Source organism: Bradyrhizobium sp. USDA 3311, assembly GCF_054062495.1.
Map to the genome: position 1 here is coordinate 9,070,948 of NZ_JBSSFI010000001.1, position 18,539 is coordinate 9,089,486.

Annotated in this window: 15 protein-coding genes; 4 read left to right on the forward strand and 11 right to left on the reverse strand. The window is 58.0% G+C overall.

The features are described from left to right. The first annotated feature begins 231 nt into the window (after nt 1-231). Nucleotides 232-861 (forward strand): hypothetical protein, encoded by a 630-nt coding sequence (locus ACVWW6_RS43180; RefSeq protein WP_456682928.1) that lies wholly within the window; start codon nt 232-234, stop codon nt 859-861. A 304-nt stretch (nt 862-1,165) separates the two neighbouring features. Here the strand turns inward: ACVWW6_RS43180 and ACVWW6_RS43185 are convergent, their stop codons facing one another. The 6 genes from ACVWW6_RS43185 to ACVWW6_RS43210 all read right to left on the reverse strand — a co-directional run bounded on the left by ACVWW6_RS43185 (nt 1,166) and on the right by ACVWW6_RS43210 (nt 9,128). Beyond that, nucleotides 1,166-2,503, reverse strand: coding sequence for a glutamine synthetase family protein (locus ACVWW6_RS43185; RefSeq protein ID WP_161536427.1), 1,338 nt, complete (start codon nt 2,501-2,503; stop codon nt 1,166-1,168). Next, on the reverse strand, nt 2,503-3,783 hold the full coding sequence (locus ACVWW6_RS43190; RefSeq protein WP_456682929.1) for an ATP-grasp domain-containing protein: 1,281 nt from the start codon (nt 3,781-3,783) through the stop codon (nt 2,503-2,505). Before ACVWW6_RS43190 ends, ACVWW6_RS43185 begins: the two co-directional genes overlap by 1 nt. Continuing rightward, the gene (locus ACVWW6_RS43195) at nt 3,780-4,682 is read right to left on the reverse strand and encodes an EamA family transporter (RefSeq protein ID WP_456682930.1); all 903 of its coding nucleotides are present in this window, start codon (nt 4,680-4,682) and stop codon (nt 3,780-3,782) included. Before ACVWW6_RS43195 ends, ACVWW6_RS43190 begins: the two co-directional genes overlap by 4 nt. A gap of 129 nt (nt 4,683-4,811) precedes the next feature. Beyond that, on the reverse strand, nt 4,812-5,630 hold the full coding sequence (locus ACVWW6_RS43200) for a gamma-glutamyl-gamma-aminobutyrate hydrolase family protein (RefSeq protein ID WP_456682931.1): 819 nt from the start codon (nt 5,628-5,630) through the stop codon (nt 4,812-4,814). Then, a complete protein-coding gene (rtxC, locus tag ACVWW6_RS43205) occupies nt 5,627-6,685 on the reverse strand; it encodes a dhydrorhizobitoxine desaturase (protein WP_097669827.1) in 1,059 nt (352 codons plus the stop codon). The genes ACVWW6_RS43200 and rtxC overlap by 4 nt, the downstream gene beginning before the upstream one ends. 31 nt (nt 6,686-6,716) lie before the next feature. Then, nucleotides 6,717-9,128 (reverse strand): 2-aminoethylphosphonate--pyruvate transaminase, encoded by a 2,412-nt coding sequence (locus ACVWW6_RS43210; RefSeq protein ID WP_456682932.1) that lies wholly within the window; start codon nt 9,126-9,128, stop codon nt 6,717-6,719. Between the two features lie 1,188 nt (nt 9,129-10,316). Between ACVWW6_RS43210 and ACVWW6_RS43215 the strand changes: the two genes are divergently transcribed. Then, entirely contained in the window at nt 10,317-11,282 is a 966-nt protein-coding gene (locus tag ACVWW6_RS43215; RefSeq protein ID WP_456682933.1) for an IS481 family transposase, read from the forward strand. A gap of 98 nt (nt 11,283-11,380) precedes the next feature. Here ACVWW6_RS43215 and ACVWW6_RS43220 read toward each other — a convergent pair whose 3' ends face one another. Together ACVWW6_RS43220 and ACVWW6_RS43225 are read right to left on the reverse strand one after the other, a co-directional pair. Beyond that, entirely contained in the window at nt 11,381-11,899 is a 519-nt protein-coding gene (locus tag ACVWW6_RS43220) for a maturase (RefSeq protein WP_246740368.1), read from the reverse strand. Continuing rightward, complete coding sequence (locus ACVWW6_RS43225) at nt 11,869-12,702, reverse strand: reverse transcriptase domain-containing protein (RefSeq protein ID WP_442868780.1); 834 nt, start codon at nt 12,700-12,702, stop codon at nt 11,869-11,871. The genes ACVWW6_RS43220 and ACVWW6_RS43225 overlap by 31 nt, the downstream gene beginning before the upstream one ends. Nucleotides 12,703-13,440: 738 nt before the next feature. Between ACVWW6_RS43225 and istA the strand changes: the two genes are divergently transcribed. Next, nucleotides 13,441-14,955: an IS21-like element ISBj11 family transposase gene (gene istA / locus ACVWW6_RS43230; protein WP_039228609.1), complete on the forward strand. Its 1,515-nt coding sequence runs from the start codon at nt 13,441-13,443 to the stop codon at nt 14,953-14,955. Then, complete coding sequence (gene istB, locus ACVWW6_RS43235; RefSeq protein WP_456682934.1) at nt 14,952-15,761, forward strand: IS21-like element ISBj11 family helper ATPase IstB; 810 nt, start codon at nt 14,952-14,954, stop codon at nt 15,759-15,761. Before istA ends, istB begins: the two co-directional genes overlap by 4 nt. 634 nt (nt 15,762-16,395) lie before the next feature. Here istB and ACVWW6_RS43240 read toward each other — a convergent pair. The 3 genes from ACVWW6_RS43240 to ACVWW6_RS43250 all read right to left on the reverse strand — a co-directional run bounded on the left by ACVWW6_RS43240 (nt 16,396) and on the right by ACVWW6_RS43250 (nt 18,334). Further along, nucleotides 16,396-17,199, reverse strand: a complete 804-nt coding sequence (locus ACVWW6_RS43240) for an effector protein NopP (protein ID WP_271553145.1) — start codon at nt 17,197-17,199, stop codon at nt 16,396-16,398. A 521-nt stretch (nt 17,200-17,720) separates the two neighbouring features. After that, nucleotides 17,721-17,963, reverse strand: coding sequence for a hypothetical protein (locus ACVWW6_RS43245; RefSeq protein ID WP_161536434.1), 243 nt, complete (start codon nt 17,961-17,963; stop codon nt 17,721-17,723). Nucleotides 17,964-18,145: 182 nt separating this feature from the next. Next, nucleotides 18,146-18,334 (reverse strand): hypothetical protein, encoded by a 189-nt coding sequence (locus ACVWW6_RS43250; RefSeq protein ID WP_245570233.1) that lies wholly within the window; start codon nt 18,332-18,334, stop codon nt 18,146-18,148. Nucleotides 18,335-18,539 lie beyond the last annotated feature (205 nt).

The following is an 18,539-nucleotide window of genomic DNA, read 5'->3' on the forward strand; positions in this document are numbered from 1 at the left end:
TCGAGGATCATGTCAAGTTCTGGTCCATCTGTGAACCAAATCCACTCATATGGTTCGTTAATGGATCATCTTGCCTTGCGGAGCCCGAGTTTGAAGCGGCAATCAACCGACTGCGTATAGCCGATCTCGCCACTCGGGTTTGTGAACGAAAACTGCTGCAGCTCCAGGCACCCCCGCCACCTGCAAACCCGGGCTGAAGCACACCAAAGTCCCAGCCTGAAACGACAGACGATGAAGCGCTTACACGTTCATGTCTCTCGAGATCCGAATCGTAAGATTCGAGTCCTCCCGCCGATCGGAAAGCAGAAGCGATATTTCGCGCTGACATTAACGGTGATCCATGCCGAAGAACGCGGGATACCGAAGAACAGAAAGAAAATCGAGTGGAAACTGATCACCGACCTGCCCGTTCAGTCACGCAAGGACGCCATTGAGAAGCTCGAATGGTATGCGCTGAGGTGGAAAATCGATGTGTTCCACAAGATCCTCAAATCGGGCTGCAAAGCTGACGAGTCGAAGCTCAGGACCGCCCAACGGCTTGCCAATCTGATCTCGGTCTTTTGCATCCTGAGTTGGCGGGTCTTCTGGATGACGAAGCTCAACCGCTCGGCTCCAGATGCGCCACCGAGCCTTGCGCTGTCCGACATCGAGATCGACCTGCTTGATCATCTTGTAAAGGATAAAGGCCAAAGGTCGTTCCGACAAAAATCACTGTCTCATTACCTGACCAAGATCGCACGACTCGGCGGTACCTCGCGCGCTCCAATGATCCCCCGCCCGGCAATACGGTTATGTGGCGCGGACTGTCACGCCTTACTGACATCGGGTTGGGCGCCGTCGTTGGGCAGAAATTGTGAGTAATTGAAAGCTTGACCGGATGTGTACGTCCCAAACAGCGCCGATGCGTGTGGAAACGGATTTCGCCGTCGCAAGCGGCTATGGCTCGCTCGATATCGTCAGCAATCAGGAATCCTGGAACCGACGCCAGTTGCCAATTGGTGAAGAGCGTCCTGCTCAGCGCCGCATCTTCGAGCAATCGCCAAGGTCCGCACAGTTAACGAGTGACCCACATTTGCTTGAAGTCTAACATCGGCAGCACGGATAGTCGCACCAGCTCTCCGGCGCCATTTACAGGACTGAGGTGCAGACTGTCGAGGCGCTCAAGCTAAATGATCTCGAAGTACCTCCGACGTTCGAAGTCGGTGACCCGATGTTGAACGGCTTCCCATTCCCAACGGCGGGAGCAAGAAAAGGCTTCAACAAACCTTTCTCCGAAGACATCATTGGCCGCTGGAGACTGTGCAAACCGTGATGTTGCCTCTGATAGGCTTTGGGGCAGTCTCGCGGACGGACGACACATCTCCACGCCTGCATCACCGACGATCGAAGCCGGTAGTGCCACATCCGTCTCGACGCCCAGTATTCCGGAACCAATGGCACATGCGAGCGCGAGATATGGGTTCGCGTCTGCGCCAGCCAGCCTATACTCCAGGCGATGGGCCGACGAATCTCCCGGAATCGCACGAACCGCGCAGGAGCGGTTGTCAACTCCCCAGCTTGGACAGATTGGTGCCCAGCAGCCGGGTACCAATCTCTTGTAGCTATTGAAGTTCGGCGCTGCGAGCACACAGAAATCATTCATGTATTCCAGTTGTCCGGCGATGAATTGCCTCATAAGCTTCGAGACGTTGCCGAACGCATCGCTGTCGTAAAACGCATTCTGACCATCCGCGGACATCGAGATGTGAATATGGCCGGACTGGCCAGGCCATTTCTCGGAAACCTTGGCCATGAATGTAGCCATCATGCCTCGCGTTTGCGCCCAGGCTTTTATCATCGACTTGAATATGGTTGCTCGATCGGCAGCTTCCAGCGCATCACAATGACGAAGTGACGCTTCGACCACGCCAGGCCCCGTTTCAAAGTGCAGTCCGCTGAGAGGTATTCTAGCCTTCTCACAAAGCGCCAAGATCTCATCGAACAGCTCATGTTGCGCGACAGAGCGCGCAATCGAGTAGCCGAACGGGCCCCGTGTTAAAGGAGCCCATTCGCCGAACGGCTTATCTTCAATTGTGTCGGCGTTCTCCTTGAACAGCATAAATTCAAACTCGAACCCGGCAGCGCAGCCGTATCCGTGGTCAGCGGCCCTTCTCAGGACCTTACGCAGAATACCGCGCGGGCAGATGTTCTCATGTGCGCCCGTGAACTCGGCCAGGTAGAGATATTGATCGCCGACATAAGACACTGAACGGCCGGTGCCTGACAGAATACGCAGATCAGCATCTCCGAACGCTGATAGCGGCTTTTGCGTGAAACTGGCCGGAATGACCCGGTCCGAGCAATCCCACGCCAGCACCGCTTCAGAGAACTTGATAACTTTATCGCCATCCGACAGATCTTCACCTAAGACGTGTTTGCCTCGCAGGACGCCATCGAAGTCGCTTACGCCGATCATCGCCGCGCGGGCTGGATTCGCCCCGGTCAACCTGGCATTAGTTGGCATTAGTCGCGATCCACTAAATCGAACACCTGATCCATCCGCATTGCTCGCAACTTGTCATAGTCATCCTCAAGCTGCGTCAAGTCGCTATTCACGAGATAAACGATGCCTGGTGTCGACGCCAAGTCGATCGTCGGAACCAGCTCTTGACCAATCGGAACGAATGCAATGGCATCCGCGAAGCTCGGGAGCTTGCGGATAGCTTCGAGTCCCGGGTAACCGACAACGACACCGCCCATATCGGAGATCAGCGAGACGCATAGTGCGTGAGCTTGCCGCTTGTATGGCCCGCGCAGCCTCATGTACTCACCAAAGCTCTTGGGATCTGCGTAGCGCCAGGCCGTCAGCGTCATATGGTTGTGCCCCAACGCCATGGTTCGTGCTTTTGCCGACATGGTCCCTTGAAGCCTCGCTCCGAAGTCCACCAGAACCGGCCCCCGACGATCGACAATGATCTCAGCATGAGCTGGTCCGTCGACGATCTGAAGCGCCTGCAACGCACGCACCAAGTAGTCGGACAACTCCTGAACGAGTGGTTCGCTGCCCCCCAACAACCTCTCAAGTGAGCAGACCGATGATGCCCCCTGAATAGGAACGGTGTCATAGGTCCAGGCCTCCGTAACGAAGGCTTCCCCGTCGATCGAGACGGCATTTACGGTGTATTGCTGGCCGTTTATTTTTTCCTGCCCAAGGGCAAAGCGATTCAACGCTCCGACACGGTTCGTCTTCCCGACAATTGCGCTTAGAGCCCGCTGAATATCAGCATCTGTCGAGCAAAAGAATACATCCTCGGTACCAGTACTGTTCAGAGGCTTGATCACGATCTCGTCGAACTTCGCTTCATGCTTCCAACTTGCGAACTCTACAGCACTGTCGGACACGACTTGTCTGATCGATCGCACGCCTGCAGAGGTCAGCGCGCAAGACAACCGCGCTTTGTCACGCCGAGCAGCCGATAGCGCGGTGCCATTCGAAGGTAAGCCCAGCCGCTCCGACAAAGAATCGGCGAGCTCAACTCCGGTCTCGCAGCCCGCGATAACGAAATCCAATTCCCTACCATGGAGAGCCTGAAGATGATATTCAACGATGTCGTCATACCCCATGTGCTCGCTGGGGCGAATGACTTCATCATACAGATCCGCATTGAAATGCGATTGGAATATGGGTGGAATCTGTGCAGCCGACATCGCATGCACCGTTCCAATTCCATAGCGCTTGAATTCTTCCGGTAGGTAGCGGCCGGTAGAGTATGCGTCTACGATTACACAGTTCCGTTCTTTCATGCGGATCTCCGATACTGCAAGTAGATGCTGCCGACAGAGACAGCCGTAATGAGAACATTTCCAACGAACGTATGTGACGAAGGCACGATGCGAGAATCGAAGTACTGGAACAGGAAGGTGATGATAGGGGCGGTGGACAGGACCATGTTGACGGTGAAGGGCTCTAGGCGGCGAATGCCCTGCTGGATCAAGAGCAAAGGAACAATGATCGTCGACAGCCCAGTTGTTGCGATCGCAAACCAATGCTGCGAGATCTCGATCACCATAGATGAATGGTCGACCAGTCCCAGCAGCAAGAGAATCGTTCCATAAAAGCGATGCGCCAGCACTTGTCGGCCAGAAAAGCCACGGTCGAACAGCAGTTTAACAAGTATATTTGTAACGGCCAGCGATAGGCCGGCCACGATGGCCAAGACGATGCCAAAGGACGATCGAGCCCCCCACTCCACGCCCGCGTTGCCGCTGGCCGAGATCCAAATCATGTAGCTCCCGATCGTCGCGATCGTAACGCTCACGACAATATCGGATGCTGGAGGGGCGCCCTGGCGCCTGATCAGTGCGTTTAACCACACTGTTGCAGTGGGCCCCAACGCCACCATAAAGGCGACGACGATCGCAGGTTCAGCGTATTTCAGGCCGATAAACAGGCCGATCCAGCTGATCGCTGTCACGGCATTGAGCGCGACGAAGATCAGGAGCGACCATTTCGCCACCCTTGCTTCGCCTCCCTCGTGGTGAGCCAGGAGATTGAACGTCAGACAAATCACAGCGAAGGACAGCAGGAGCGCGACGAACACATCTGCTTGCTGAAAATACGATGCCGCATAAACCTCGCCTGCCGCGCTCACGACGACATAAAGCGCCACAAAGAAAACTCCTGGAGCGAAGCGATTCGTCAATCGCGCACTCTTCCTGTGCCCGCGCGGCGGCGCACGGCCCTCGCAGGACCAGACGCGTACATCGGCTCCGACGGATTCTCGTTTCGACCTGCACGGACCACGTTTGGTTTGAAATGTCACAATCCGCCTCTAGTGCTTCTTAGTTCGGCAGTACCCAACACACGCCTCTCCAAATGCCTTGAACAGTTGCTTGCTGAGGAGATCGGTTGAGACGTGCCATTCGGGGTGCCATTGCACACCGATTTGCAGCGTCGGCGCGCCAATGACCGAGGCCGCCTCGACCAGACCGTCAGGCGCCCACGCCTCCCGCCTCAGCGCCGGGGCAAGCGCCTCGATGCCTTGATTGTGCAGCGAGTTGACTTGCGCTTCGATCGCCCGCGCGACTGGAAAGAGCGCGCCATCGGAACATATGCTGACGCTGTGCGCGGCGTCGTACTGACGGTCTCTAGGACGATCTGACTTCTCGGCATGCATCGCGCCACTTTCCGGCCTCCACTCCGCAAGCGATGGGCGGAGTGTGCCGCCGAAATAGACGTTGAGTTCCTGAAGCCCACGGCAGATGCCCAGAATAGGCATTCCGAGCGCGATGGCGCTCTCTATGGTTACGGCAGAGAGCCTGTCCCGCGGGCGGTCAAGGATCCCAACCTCAACGTCCTGCGGATCAGCCTCCGTCAAGGACGCAGGCGCTCTCAGGACGGCGGGGTCGATGTTCGATTCATCACCAGTCAACACCAGGCCGTCGAGCCGGCGCATGATCGCCGGGGCGATCTCCTCCCGCGCGTCTTCGGCGTCGACCGTCGGCAATATGACGCAAGCCACTCCCGCATGCCGATGGAGTGCCTGCACGTACTTGCGCCGCAACCAGTCGCGATGCACACCATCGACCAAAAGACGGTTCGAGGTGACGCCGACCACGGCTCGGGCGCGCTCTGGCCGAAACAACGTCACGCCCCCTGCCCTCGCGTGCGAACGTCGGCAACGGACTGCTCATACAACCGTCGATTTCGCTCTTTCAACTGAGCTATGACGCTAGGTTGACCTTGAGGTCCCTTGACAAAGAGCCCGCCCCAGGTAGCGGCAACCTTCGCGTAGTTCGGATCCTGCATTCGGATTTTCTGAGCTTTGCGCAACAGCCAAAACGGGATACCCGGCGAAAGGTGATGCTCAAGATGGTATTCATCCAGATTCTGTCCAAGGATGGCCCGCTCGAGGAAACTTCCTTTCCGATTCCTGGTGAGATAGACGTTTTGCGTCTCGGTTTCGCACATAGGTGAGTGCTCAGCGAGCTCGATAAACCAGCCGAGGACCTGAAACGTGGTAAGATAGGGCACGATCCAAAACAGGACGACGATATGGAGCAGCCCAAGAGCATATGACCCGGCCAGGATGCTGATCCAGAAGAGATAGAAGCCATACTTGTCGACAAGTATGGCTGAGCGGCTCTGATCCTCGGCATTTGTGATCGAAAACCGATTCGTCCAAAGATATTTCAGATACGTCACTGTTGCGCCGCCGAAGATCGGCTTCCAGATGATGTTGAAAGCGTACCGCTCCGGAGACTGCACGTCGTAAACGCCGCTGGCCAGGAAGAACTTCAGGTCGGGATCCTTGTCCGGGTCGCCGAGATAGGGATGATGCAAATAGACGTGCGAGATCCGGTAGGCCCAGTGGCGCTGGAACAAGGGATAGGCCGCGAACAGAATGCCGAGCACATAATTCCAGGTCGTGTTCTTTGCGAGCGTGCGGTGAGCCGCATCATGAGCGATAGTTGTCAATCCGCGCTGATAGGCACCAATCAGAAGAACGGCCAGCGGGTAGAGCCACCATGAGACGGACACAGTCGCGAGCGTGCACGCTGTGATCACAGCGTAATCTTTAGCAATATAAGCGGCTCCCGTTATGTTGTCGGGCCTCAACTCGGAGAGCTGCCTATTGATCTCTCGGCTGAATTGAACGGCCTCATAGCGTGATGACCTCAATTTCCAAGCCTCTGCCTGATTCATGAGAACCTCTTCCTGATCGCCTTGCGGGTTGTCAGATTGCGGAAAGCGCCTTGTCCAGATCGCGTACGATGTCGCTGACATCTTCTATGCCGACGCAAAGTCGGATCGAGCCGCCAAATATGCCGGCGGCTTCGCGCTTTTCCCGCGGGACGGTGGTGTGGGTCGTCGAGACAGGATGGGTCACGAGCGTGCGGGCATCCCCTACATTCGAAACGTGATACATCAAGTCGACGTTCTGGATGAACTTGCGCCCAGCCTGTTCATCCTCCACTTCGAACATGACCATCGCCCCGTGCCCGTATGCGGCATTGAGTGTCTGGTCGACGGTTTCCCGATCGGCGCCTTCAAAGAGCCCCGGGTAGAAGACACGGCGCACTTTAGGATGCTCCTTGAGAACGTCGGCCACGATCCTGGCATTCGCGCAGTGCTGCTTCATGCGAAGGGGCAGCGTTTCAAGCCCTTGGATCAGTTGAAAGCTCGCAAACGGGGCGATCGCCGCGCCGGTATCGCGCAACCAGGTCATGCGAGCCTTGAGGAGAAACTCGCTCTTTCCAAGATCGTCGACATCGCGCACCGCGTTATGCCAGACAATTCCGCCATGCGCATCGTCGGGACGGTTGAACAAGGGAAAGCGAGAGGCTCCCCGGTAGCTAAACTCGCCGTTGTCAACGATCAGTCCGCCGAGCGTCGTGCCATGGCCGGATATATATTTCGTTGCGGAGTACGTCGTAATCGCAGCGCCAAGATCTGATGGCCGGCATACCAGTGGCGTCGTCGTATTGTCCACGACCAAAGGCACGCCGTACTTTCGGCCGATCTCCACCAGCTGTTTGACGGGGAGCGGAATCAGACAGGGATTCGAAATCACCTCTCCGAACAGGCATATCGTGCGATCATCAATGGCACGTTCGAACGTCTCGGGCCTTCGAGGATCTGCCGTCCTCACGCTGATCCCAAGACGCTTTAATGTGTTGTGGAGCAGGTTCCAGGTATTGCCATATAGATACGGAGAGGCGACGACATTGTCCCCCACATCGCCACTTGACAGGTTGACAATAGCAAGGAACGTCGCCGCTTGACCTGACGCAACGGCGAGCGAGTCGCTTCCCATATCGACGGCGGCGTAGCGTCTTTCCAGCGCGCGGGTCGTCGGATTGATGATCCTCGTATAGGTGAACCCATCAGCCTTAACGTTGTAGACGTCAGCAATGTGGTTTAGATCGCCATCGAGTTCATAAGCCGTATTCTGGTAAATCGGCACTGCGACGGCTTTCGTCACCGGGTCGCTTCGATAGCCCGCATGCAAAACAGCAGTCTCGGCAGAGAACGACAGCTGCGGGTCCGCAGCCGCTCGAGCCGGCATCTTTACGCGAGCCCCGCATGTCTCTTGGCCCGATATCGGGCCCGCTGACCGAGCCTGACCGGACAGGAAATATGTACGAAAAGCGCACCCCAACTGCTCGATCCAGCTGGATTGGATTTCCCCGATGCAACCGACTCGAAAACTCCGCGTCGCAAGATGCAGCTTCGAGTAGATGTAAAGGTTGTGGGCCGCCAAGTGGCGATACAGCCCATCGAATCCTGCCTGGTCCACGATTCCGGACGGCGCACTGAACGCGACGCAGACCGGCGACTGCAAGTCCGCGGACAGCAGCGGAGACACTACTCCTTCGAGTTCTTTGACGAGATCGTCCCTGACCTTCTCGTATCTGCAGCGCCTGGCATCAATGCCCTCCTCGTGCAGAATCTTCAAGGCCTTTGTCGTTGCCTGAACGACGTGGGTGGGAGGGGTCGATCGCCACTCGCCGGTGCGCTCGAGTGAGAGCCATTGATCTCTCACGTCGAGCACAAACGACCTCGGTTCTTGAACCGCATTCTCCAGCAGCTCGCGAGACGCGATGACAAACGCTACTCCCGGCGGCCCTTCTATGCACTTGTTGCTCGACGTAACCAGGACGTCAGGTCCACGCTGGCTCAGGTCGATATTAAGGGCGCCGAAAGAACTCATCCCATCGATGATGGTCTTTACGCCACGTCGCCTCGCCTCCTCCACGATCGCGTCCAGCGGATTGACGATCCCGGTGGTCGTCTCACAGTGCACGAGACACAGGTGCGTAACGCCAGGGTTTCGGCTCAGATGCTCGCCAATTTCTTGAGGATCCAAAGGATCGGTCGCTCGCTTGACAAGCTTCAGTGCTTCGACGCCCCACAGCCGCAAAATTTCTAAAATGCGCTCGCCATAGATGCCGTTTATGCAAACGAGCGGCCTGTGGGCTCGGGACACAAATGAAGAGAGAGCGGCTTCCATTGCAAAGGAGCCGCCTCCCTGAATAGGCACCACCGAATGGTCGCCAGCATTTCCCAGCAAGTTGAGCATCAGCCGCCTCATGCAGGCGGTCACTTCCTTGAACTCGCAATCGCGCGATGCGAGATCAAGCTGCATCTGGCTCCTGACCGCCAGCGATAACGACAATGGACCAGGCGTCAGCAAAGAGCGCTGTCTTGTCAAACCATTCCTCCTCAAGTTGTATTCGTCAATGGATCTGAAGTACGCCCACCCCAACAGGGGAGCCCCTGTGGCGAGCGTCGACTTCCTCGGTCAACAGCTTAGGAACGTCATAGATCGCGGGCGCGTTTCTGGTCGGCGTCCGAAAAGCCTGCCGGATGACAACCTCCATATCTCATCGCAGATGCAGAGCGATCTTCAAAGCTCCTCACCGATGCCATTCAGACCTCCTAGAAATTGGCTTTGCGACCGCGCCCTCGAACGCAATTGGCGCCGACGCGCGCTCTCACCCAGCCATCACGCATGCGCAGGTTTTAGCGTGGTCGCCTTCTTGCGTCGCGAAGCGGCAGGTCGGCCGACCGACTTACGTGTGAACCTGCGCCATTCAGGCAAACTTGACGTTTGGAAATCGATGCAAATCATCGCGCCCGGATGCAGATCAAGGCATGGCACACTTGATAATCGTCGTTGGCAGCGGGAGTCTGATGCGTGGGCTTGAGACTTGATGCATTCGCACACCGTCGCTCGTTGGAGGGTTTGGGACGCTGATGACTGCCGTTGTCCATTTCAAGATCGTACAACTTGACGTTAGGGGCGTTTCAACCCTCTCCAGGATTTTCTTGCGTGAATTTTTCCTGACACGTCCTCCCATCTGGCGGCGACAAGCCGACGTGGGCGGCAGAGTGCGGAGATTCACAGCGAGCTAGAAGAATTTGATAGTTCGATATCAGGACCGTCGGCATTCCGCCTGCGAGCGCGATATCTGCAGGTAAGTGATGGCCCAATCTTCCCGTTCACGTACGATCCTCGCCATACCCCCAGATGGAGGTACCGAGCTTCTCCGCCGTGCCGGCGAGATCCGCCTGGAGGCTCATGCCTGGAAAGTGTACGCCCTCGTCGCACATGACTGCCGGCATCACGTCGTTGCGCTTGAATGGAGCGGCCTTGGTCGAGTCCGGCTCGAAGGCAATCTGAGCGACCTTGCGATTGCTGACCCTTTAGCAACGATCAGTTCCATACCTTTCGGCGAGTCGCCGTGAAGCAGAACATGTCGTCCTGCTTTGCTAGGTGTTTAGTCCCAGGCTTTGATGGTGCATTCTTATCGCACGATTCGAAGGATGCGCTATGGGACAAGTTTTACACGGCTGCGCCACCACGACGGAGGCAGTCCGTCGAGCAATACAAAATAGTCAAGAGAGCCTGAGGGCGCTCGCCAAGCGCTACGGGATCAACCAGAAGACTGTCGCGAAGTGGAAGGATCGCGAGACGGTCGCCGATATCCCGACAGGCCCCAGGGACGCCAAGTCGACAGTGCTTTCCATCGAGGAGGAGGCGATCATCGTCGCTTTCCGGCGGCATACGCTATTGCCGCTCGACGATTGCCTCTATGCGCTCCAACCGACCATCCCGCATCTGACGCGATCATCCCTGCATCGCTGTCTCCAGCGCCACGGCATCAGCCGATTGCCGGAGGTCGAAGGCAGCAAGCCTGCGAAGAAAAAGTTCAAGGCTTACCCGATCGGCTACTTCCACATCGACATCGCCGAGCTGCAGACCGCTGAAGGCAAGCTCTACCTCTACGTCGCCATCGATCGCACCAGCAAGTTCGCCTTTGTGCAACTGGTCAGGAAGACGGGAAGGACCTCCGCCTCGGCCTTCCTCGAAGCCCTGATCGCGGCTGTCCCCTACAAGATCCACACGGTTCTCACCGACAATGGGATCCAGTTCACTTTCCCGCCGCGCTACGCGGACGGCCCGACGGCAAGATATACGACACATATGTTCGATATCCGCTGCCAAGAGAATGGCATCGAACATCGGCTGACCAAGATCAAGCATCCCTGGACCAATGGCCAGGTCGAGCGCATGAACCGCACGATCAAGGAAGCGACCGTCCAACGCTACCATTACGATCGACACGATCAGCTCGAAGCACACCTTGCCGACTTCATTAACGCCTACAACTACGCTCGACGGCTGAAGACCCTGAAGGGCCTCACGCCCTACGAATACATCTGCAAATGCTGGACTTCCCAGCCAGAACGATTCAAACTTAATCCGCTCCAGCAAATGCCGGGACTAAACACCTAATAAAAAGCCAAATTCTAACAATCTGTTCGCGGTAGGGACACCCATCACTGGGCGCCCCCCGCGCAGATCCCGGCGAGCCCAATTAAGGCACCGGGCTCCTACCTCGGGTGTTTGACGGCGAAGCGCAGCTTCGGCCATGGATGAAGGATGCGAGCCTTGGGGAGCCAGTCATCGGTGATCTGCGTTATGCGATCCCAGGTCAGACAGGTCCGCTGACTGCGCCGCCGAAGCGTCCGCCTCCAGAGATCGGTCAGATAGAACCGAAACGCATTGAGCGCTCGGCCATTCGTCGGGACAGCAAAGTACGCAAAGTGGCCGGTCAAGACCTGCCTCAGCCATTTCCCTTGTGCAGGGATCGGCCAGTGCATTCGGCGCCTTAGCTCCTCCTTGATTTCGCGGAGTTTGGTTCGCAAGCGGTCGCTACGGGTCTTCCGTTGAAGCTGGAAGCGCCCTTGGCGTGATTTGCCGCAGATAAACGTGAACCCCATGAACGCAAAGGTTTCCGGCTTTCCGAGTCCGCGCTGCTTGCGTTGAGCCGCCGCATGGCGACCAAACTCAATCAGGCGGGTCTTGGCCGGGTGGAGCGTCAGCTCGAACTCCTCCAGTCTCGCGCGCATCGCGTCAGGAAACGACGTGCGTCATCCTCGCGCTCAAAGCCGACTACTACATCGTCCGCGTAACGCACGATGATCATGCCGCCGGAGACCTCGCGCTGTCGCCAGCGTTTGGCCCACAGGTCGAGAGCGTAGTGCAGGTAGATGTTGCCGAGAAGCGGTGAAATCACCGAACCTTGACCCGTTCCCCTGTCATCAGCGGCTACGACGCCGTCTTCGAGAACACCCGCCTTCAGCCATTTCTGAATGAGGCGGATGATGCGCTTGTCGCCGATCCTATGTTCCAAGAAGCGAACCAGCCAAGGTTGACTGACTGCGCCAAAGAAGTTTTGGATGTCGGCGTCAATGATCCAGTTCACGTGCCGCGTCTCGATCGCTGTGCAGAGCGCGTCCAACGCATCATGTGGTCCTCTGCCGGGCCGAAACCCGTAGGAAAAGCCACAGAAGTCTCCTTCGTAGATGGCGTTGAGCACGATGACGGTGGCGCCCTGGACGATTTTGTCTTCGAGAGCCGCGATCGCTAACGGGCGCTGCTTGCCGTCTGCCTTTGGTATGTACGTCCGGCGAGACGGTTGCGGGCGATACGCTCCTCGTTGGACCCGTTTGTGCAGATCGGCGAGCCGGGGCTCGAGATCTTCCTCGTAGTCCTCCCACGTCATGCCATCCACTCCGGGAGCAGCCTTACGCCTGAGCGCAAAGAACGCCGCCCGCAGTGTATCGACATTGATGTGGTGAAAGAGCGCGGTGAACCGGTCCTTCTTCCTCAGCCTTGCGGCTGTCCGTACGCGGTCCAGCGACTGGGTCATGCGAGCCCGGCCCTGTGTCCGGTGCATGCGCTGCTGTTCCGCGTTTCCCTTGGTCCTCGGCCTTGGCTCCGCCCACTCCGCCGCCAGTAATCCGGCTTTGTTCGTTGGCTTCTCAGCTACTATGCCAGAGTCAGACTTCTCCGTGTCGTGCATCAGCGGCTACAGCTCCTCGCCTTCCCGCTGCGGACCATCTCCTCCGAGAAGGAAGATGGCCGACCCGGAGATATCCCGGTTCCCGTACAAGGAGCTTCCATACATGCCAGGGTCTACGACCACGCCGGGTTGGACGGGTGCTCGCGTTTGCGCACTCGCCCATATTGCCTTCCGCTCTTTGGACAGCGTCGGCTCCCGAGATAACACTGTTTCGCGGCTCAATGGCTGGCCTGCATGCTCCCCTACCGACGCTTCGCCGACACCCTCGCGGACGCCTGCGCACGGCTCGGGGCCGATGTGGTTCGCTACACCTTCATCGCAATGGACTTCCACCATCTATTCCTTGCCGGTCTCCCGGCGCACCCAAAGTAGTGTTAGGGCGCGGATTCTGCCGCGCGGCGAACAGGATGGAAGTGGAGCGTCGACCATGATGAGAGGGCTACGCCGGGCTCGTGACGCAGGGAGGGCGTAGCCCGACCGGAGTTACGAGCCCGGCGTCGGCGCGATCCACAGCGGACCGCGCCGACTGGTGATCGCGGCCGGCTGGTTATGCAAGTGGTTCTTCCGCCAAGAGGAATCACTCGCGTGCCAGGCCGACACATTACCGATCACCAAATGAGGCTCTACATGAAGTACCGTCAGACCGATAGCCCACCCGTGGCCGCCGCCAAGGCGTCGTTCAGCACCTCGACCGCTTACCGGATCGAGAAGGATCGACGCCTTCCGTCGCAGAAGAAGGCTCCCCGCGGCCGTCGCCGGCCAGATCCCTTGGCCCGCGTATTTGAGACAGATATCGCGCCGATGCTGAAGGCCGCCCCCGGTGTGCGGCCGGTCACGATCTTCGAGGAGTTGCTCCGACGCCATCCCGAGCTCGGCGCCGGCATCCGTCGCACGCTGGAGCGCCGGATCCGGGCCTGGCGGGCGATCCACGGCGAGGAGCAGGAGGTCATCTTCCGCCAGACCCACGAACCCGGTCAGCGCGGCCTGTCCGACTTCACCGACATGGGCGAATTGGGTGTCACGATCGCGGGCGTACCGCTCGACCATCGTCTCTATCACTTCCGGCTGGCCTATTCCGGGTTTGAGCACGCCCATGTCGTGCTCGGCGGTGAGAGCTTCGTCGCTCTGGCCGAAGGCCTGCAGAATGCCTTGTGGTCACTCGGTGGGGCGCCACGGGAGCATCGCACCGACAGCCTGTCGGCCGCCTTTTGCAATCTCGACCGCGACGCCAAAGACGATCTGACGCGGCGATACGAAGACCTCTGTGCCCATTACGGCATGCGGCCTTCCCGCAACAATCGTGGCATCGCCCACGAGAACGGGGCGATCGAGAGTTCGCATGGTCATCTCAAGCGAGCGATCGGCGACGCGCTGTTGCTGCGTGGCACCGCCGACTTCGACGATCTGGCTGCCTATCGTGGCTTCATCGATGAGATCGCCAGCCGCCGCAATGCCCGCAACGCCAAGCGGATCGACAGTGAACGTAGCGCACTTCAGGATCTGCCGGACCGCCGCACGTCGGACTATGAAGAGGTGATCGTCCACGTGACATCGTCCGGCGGCTTCACCTTGCGCAAGGTGTTCTACACGGTGCCGTCGCGCTTGATCGGCCATCGGCTGCGGGTGCGCCTGTATGACGATCACCTCGACGTGTTTGTCGGCGGCACGCATCTCCTCACCTTGCCGCGCGGGCGGCCGCATCCCAATGGCAAGCACGATCAGGTCGTCGATTATCGGCACGTGATCCATTCCTTGCGGCGCAAGCCGATGGCGCTCCTCAACCTGGTCTACCGCGACCAGCTGTTCCCCCGGGAAGCTTACCGCCGAGCCTTCGACGTCTTGCGCAAACGCTTACCGGACAAGAAGGCCTGCCGGATCATGGTCGATCTCCTCGCACTCGCCCATGAGCGCGGTTGCGAGGCCGAACTCGCCAATCAGCTCACGGCCGACCTGAACGACGGCCGGCTGCCCGACCTCAACCGGCTACGTACTCACTTCGCCCCGGATCCCGCCCAGGTGCCGAACGTCGTGGTACGCCTCGCACCGCTCGCCACCTATGAATGCCTCATCGGTACCGCCGAGATCGGAGGCGCCGCATGAGCACAACCAACGTAGTCGACACCGCGCGCCTCAATCTGTTGCTCAACGAGCTGCGGCTGCCCGCCATCAAGGCGCTGTGGCCGCAATTTGCCGAGCGATCCGATAAAGAAGGCTGGCCGGCGGCGCGCTTCCTCGCCACCATTGCCGAGCACGAGATCGCTGAGCGCGGCCGCCGCCGCATCGAGCGCCATCTCGTCGAGGCGCGGCTGCCTACCGGAAAGACCTTTGACAGCTTCGACTTCGAGGCCGTGCCGATGATCTCCAAGGCGCAAATGACCGCACTCGCCGCCGGCGACGGCTGGCTCGGCAAGGGCGCCAATCTGCTGCTGTTTGGTCCGCCCGGTGGAGGCAAGAGCCACTTGGCGGCAGCAATCGGCTTGGCCCTCATCGAGAACGGATGGCGCGTCCTGTTCACCCGCACCACCGATCTCGTGCAGAAGCTCCAGGTGGCTCGCCGCGAGCTCAACCTCGAGGGCGCCATCAACCGCCTCGATCGCTTCGATCTCGTCATCTTGGACGATCTTGCCTATGTCACCAAGGACCAGGCCGAGACCAGTGTGCTGTTCGAGCTCATCAGCGCACGCTACGAGCGACGCTCTTTGCTGATCACCGCCAATCAGCCCTTTGGAGAATGGAACAAGGTCTTTCCGGACCCAGCTATGACCCTCGCGGCGATCGATCGCCTTGTTCACCACGCCACCATCGTCGAGATGAACGTCGAGAGCTATCGCAGGCGGACTGCCCTCGAGCGAAAGCGTGGTCCAGGGCGGCCACCGGAGCACGCGACACAAAAAACGCTCGCTTGATTGACGCTCCGCGACAATCAAAGCAAACAAAACTCTTGCGCGCGACAATCATCGCGGCGATCATCATCGCGCCGCGACACTGACTCGCCATCCTGATCGCCGCGCTCTTCCGACCCAGATCGTCGCGCTATAGCGGATTCATTAAGGCGCAGCCATAGCCTGACTGACACGAGTTGAACGAAGGCAAGGTAGTTGTCCTGACATCTGCTCCATTTTGATCTTCGCATCCAATGCCGGCGAGCCCGGGTGGATGGTCTCGTTACTCGATGAGTTGGCCCGACACTTCTCGAGATTACCGCCTACGAAGAAAACGGCCAACGAAGACCCTCCTCACCCAGGCAACCCGGAAAGATCCCGAGCCATTCTGATGGCGAGGACACAATGACGCTGGCGCCTGCCATAGGCAATCCGCTCCTCCCGCCCGGGCGGGAGTCGAAAACTCCGGCTGGAAGCCGGAGTTTTCTTTGTGCTATTATAGGCACCAGCTCTCGTAAACCGCCGCCAGTACAGTGCACCTCACGGCTTGAGCCGAATTGGCTTGGGCTTCGTTCCGTCCAAGGCTCGATCGTAAGCCGCAGGTGTCGGTTGGTCTGCGCTCCTGCTCCACCTCAAATGGATTGGTAGAGATCTCACGTCACATGAAGTCTCCATCCGAGTCGGATTCTGATGAAGGTTCATCATCGCTCGACGCTTTGGAGAGATACATCGAAGAATTGGTTGCGCGCTGCCATTCACCATCCCTATATCTCCACTGGCTGGACTGGGTGGGATCAAGTACCATATCATCGGGATCCACATGAACGAAGCCCAGTTGTTCTGCACGGGCTCTCGCTTCGTCATTGGCAGGACGCCAGTTCACTAGCGGCCGTTCGCCGTCTTGCCGTAGTTGGTGCTCGAGCAGAATATCGCCGGCGTTACCGACGAGCGGATGTGCAACCTGAAAATCCACGATTGATGTGACATCAGTCCGTCCGGGAAACAGTTCTCGCCACCGCTGGCTGGTGAACTCAGTCGCCATAGGAAATCCGGCTTCCGTTCTTTGGAGGCCGACGCTCGTATTTCCTAGTTGGTAGCTGTAATATCGCGCGGCATCGGAATCCCTTCGGATCGCGAAACTTCTGGCGGTATCCGCGGTGCGATTAGCTCTTTCGGATACAAATTCTGAGTATTCCTGCGGATTGTTGGCGATACGATCGATTTCTTCACCATGAAAGCTCCTCACCCGCTCCCGGAATTCGGCCCGGTTGATCTCAATAACGGGAGGTCTTGAGTTGAGGTAATAACTCGGCTGCGAGGATGAGCTGGCACCCGAGTCCTGCAATCCCATTCTACGGAACGCGTCCGCAAAATCGTCGGCATTCCTGTGCTCCGGGGAGCTAGCGTAATGATACTCATCGTAGGATGGAACATGCGACGTATTGTTAACTCGATCGTCCATGACGACCACACTCCTATGGCGATTGCATTGTGTTTCAGGTCGTTAGACCGGACTCCGCAGATAAGCAGCTTAGCTGTCCGTAAGCTGACGCCGAGAAATTAACGGAAAACTAGGTGTTTGGCCCCGGCATTTCTGCAGCGGATTGAGTTTGAATCGTTCCGGCTTGGAAGTTCAATCCTGAATCCAAACAGACCCTAGTCCACGTCGAGCCGATTCCAGATAGTGGCACGTGTGCCTCTGTGAGCGCGATCGTTCGGCTGGCAGCATCTCTCGGTTCTGCACGCCGCTTGGCGGAGAAAAAGTCTCACGGATCAATCATCGCCGCGGTGAGCGTGCCGTGGCTGACGGAGCGCAAGTACCTCGGTCATTCGGCTGTTGGCGGCTGGTCCCGCTGCATACGTTGAGGCGCCCGACCCGGACATCATCATGAGGCGCTACGCGACCTCGGAAAGAACCATGACCCCAGCTGGCATCAAAGGTTCAACTATAGACCGGTCCGATGCCTGACTAACCATCATACCTCAGCCGCGCCGGCGCCGTGGCTCCATCGGCACGAGCGCTACCGTCGTGCCGTTGGCGAGATCAAAAGGAAAGCTTGACAACAAACCGCAATTAAAAGTTTTTCTTGAACAATCAACGGCGCCGAGCGCCCTGCGAGACAATTTCCAGCCGGGAAATCTTCGAGACAGGGCTGTGGCTAAGACGATGTCTTCACTCGCGATCATAAATCGCAAGCGGTCTTCGCCGTCGAAACCGTCTTCCAAGAAACTTCATCAAAGATGAGGAGGCGCTGGAGCCCGTTCCGCGACATTGGGAGGCCATCCAGCACGTGCGTGAAAAACGTCTCAGCGCGGATCGGCAAAGCTGATGTGCGACAAAATTTCTATGGCCATAGAGGGCGGCCCGCGAGCCGCCCTACCGCGCCAGTAGCCAGCGCTGCTGAAAATTACCGCTGATGTCCGAGTCCGATTCCGAGATTTAAGGCCTTCTGGCGTAGCGCACCGACACTGCGTTTGGTCATTTTTGCTATTTTTATGACCGGGGTCCGAGCCTTCGAGTGGACTTTGAGCTCTTTGATATCTGCCTTCGTCCACTCGCGCCGCTTAACGCGATTCTTGGTTGCTTTTTTCACGATGAATGTTCCTTTTGAGAGGAGCGGCTTGTAACATAGTTTTTTCTGAGCGACACCGCAAAAAAGAGGCAATCATAGGAACTCGCGCCAGGATATAAGCTCGGTCATGTTTTCCGAAGACAAGGAGTCTGGACTAGTGCAGCTGTGGAATTGTAAACTTCGTACAGACGCCGTGTTGAGAGGCTTCTTGAATGCGGCCCCCAATCGA

What these genes read in the sequence shown, in the direction of transcription:
- ACVWW6_RS43180 (WP_456682928.1), top strand. Translation starts at nt 232, where the DNA reads ATGAAGCGCTTACACGTTCATGTCTCTCGAGATCCGAATCGTAAGATT.
- ACVWW6_RS43185 (WP_161536427.1), bottom strand. Translation starts at nt 2,503, where the DNA reads ATGCCAACTAATGCCAGGTTGACCGGGGCGAATCCAGCCCGCGCGGCG.
- ACVWW6_RS43190 (WP_456682929.1), bottom strand. Translation starts at nt 3,783, where the DNA reads ATGAAAGAACGGAACTGTGTAATCGTAGACGCATACTCTACCGGCCGC.
- rtxC (WP_097669827.1), bottom strand. Translation starts at nt 6,685, where the DNA reads ATGAATCAGGCAGAGGCTTGGAAATTGAGGTCATCACGCTATGAGGCC.
- ACVWW6_RS43210 (WP_456682932.1), bottom strand. Translation starts at nt 9,128, where the DNA reads ATGCAGCTTGATCTCGCATCGCGCGATTGCGAGTTCAAGGAAGTGACC.
- ACVWW6_RS43215 (WP_456682933.1), top strand. Translation starts at nt 10,317, where the DNA reads ATGGGACAAGTTTTACACGGCTGCGCCACCACGACGGAGGCAGTCCGT.
- ACVWW6_RS43220 (WP_246740368.1), bottom strand. Translation starts at nt 11,899, where the DNA reads ATGCGCGCGAGACTGGAGGAGTTCGAGCTGACGCTCCACCCGGCCAAG.
- ACVWW6_RS43225 (WP_442868780.1), bottom strand. Translation starts at nt 12,702, where the DNA reads ATGACCCAGTCGCTGGACCGCGTACGGACAGCCGCAAGGCTGAGGAAG.
- istB (WP_456682934.1), top strand. Translation starts at nt 14,952, where the DNA reads ATGAGCACAACCAACGTAGTCGACACCGCGCGCCTCAATCTGTTGCTC.
- ACVWW6_RS43240 (WP_271553145.1), bottom strand. Translation starts at nt 17,199, where the DNA reads ATGGACGATCGAGTTAACAATACGTCGCATGTTCCATCCTACGATGAG.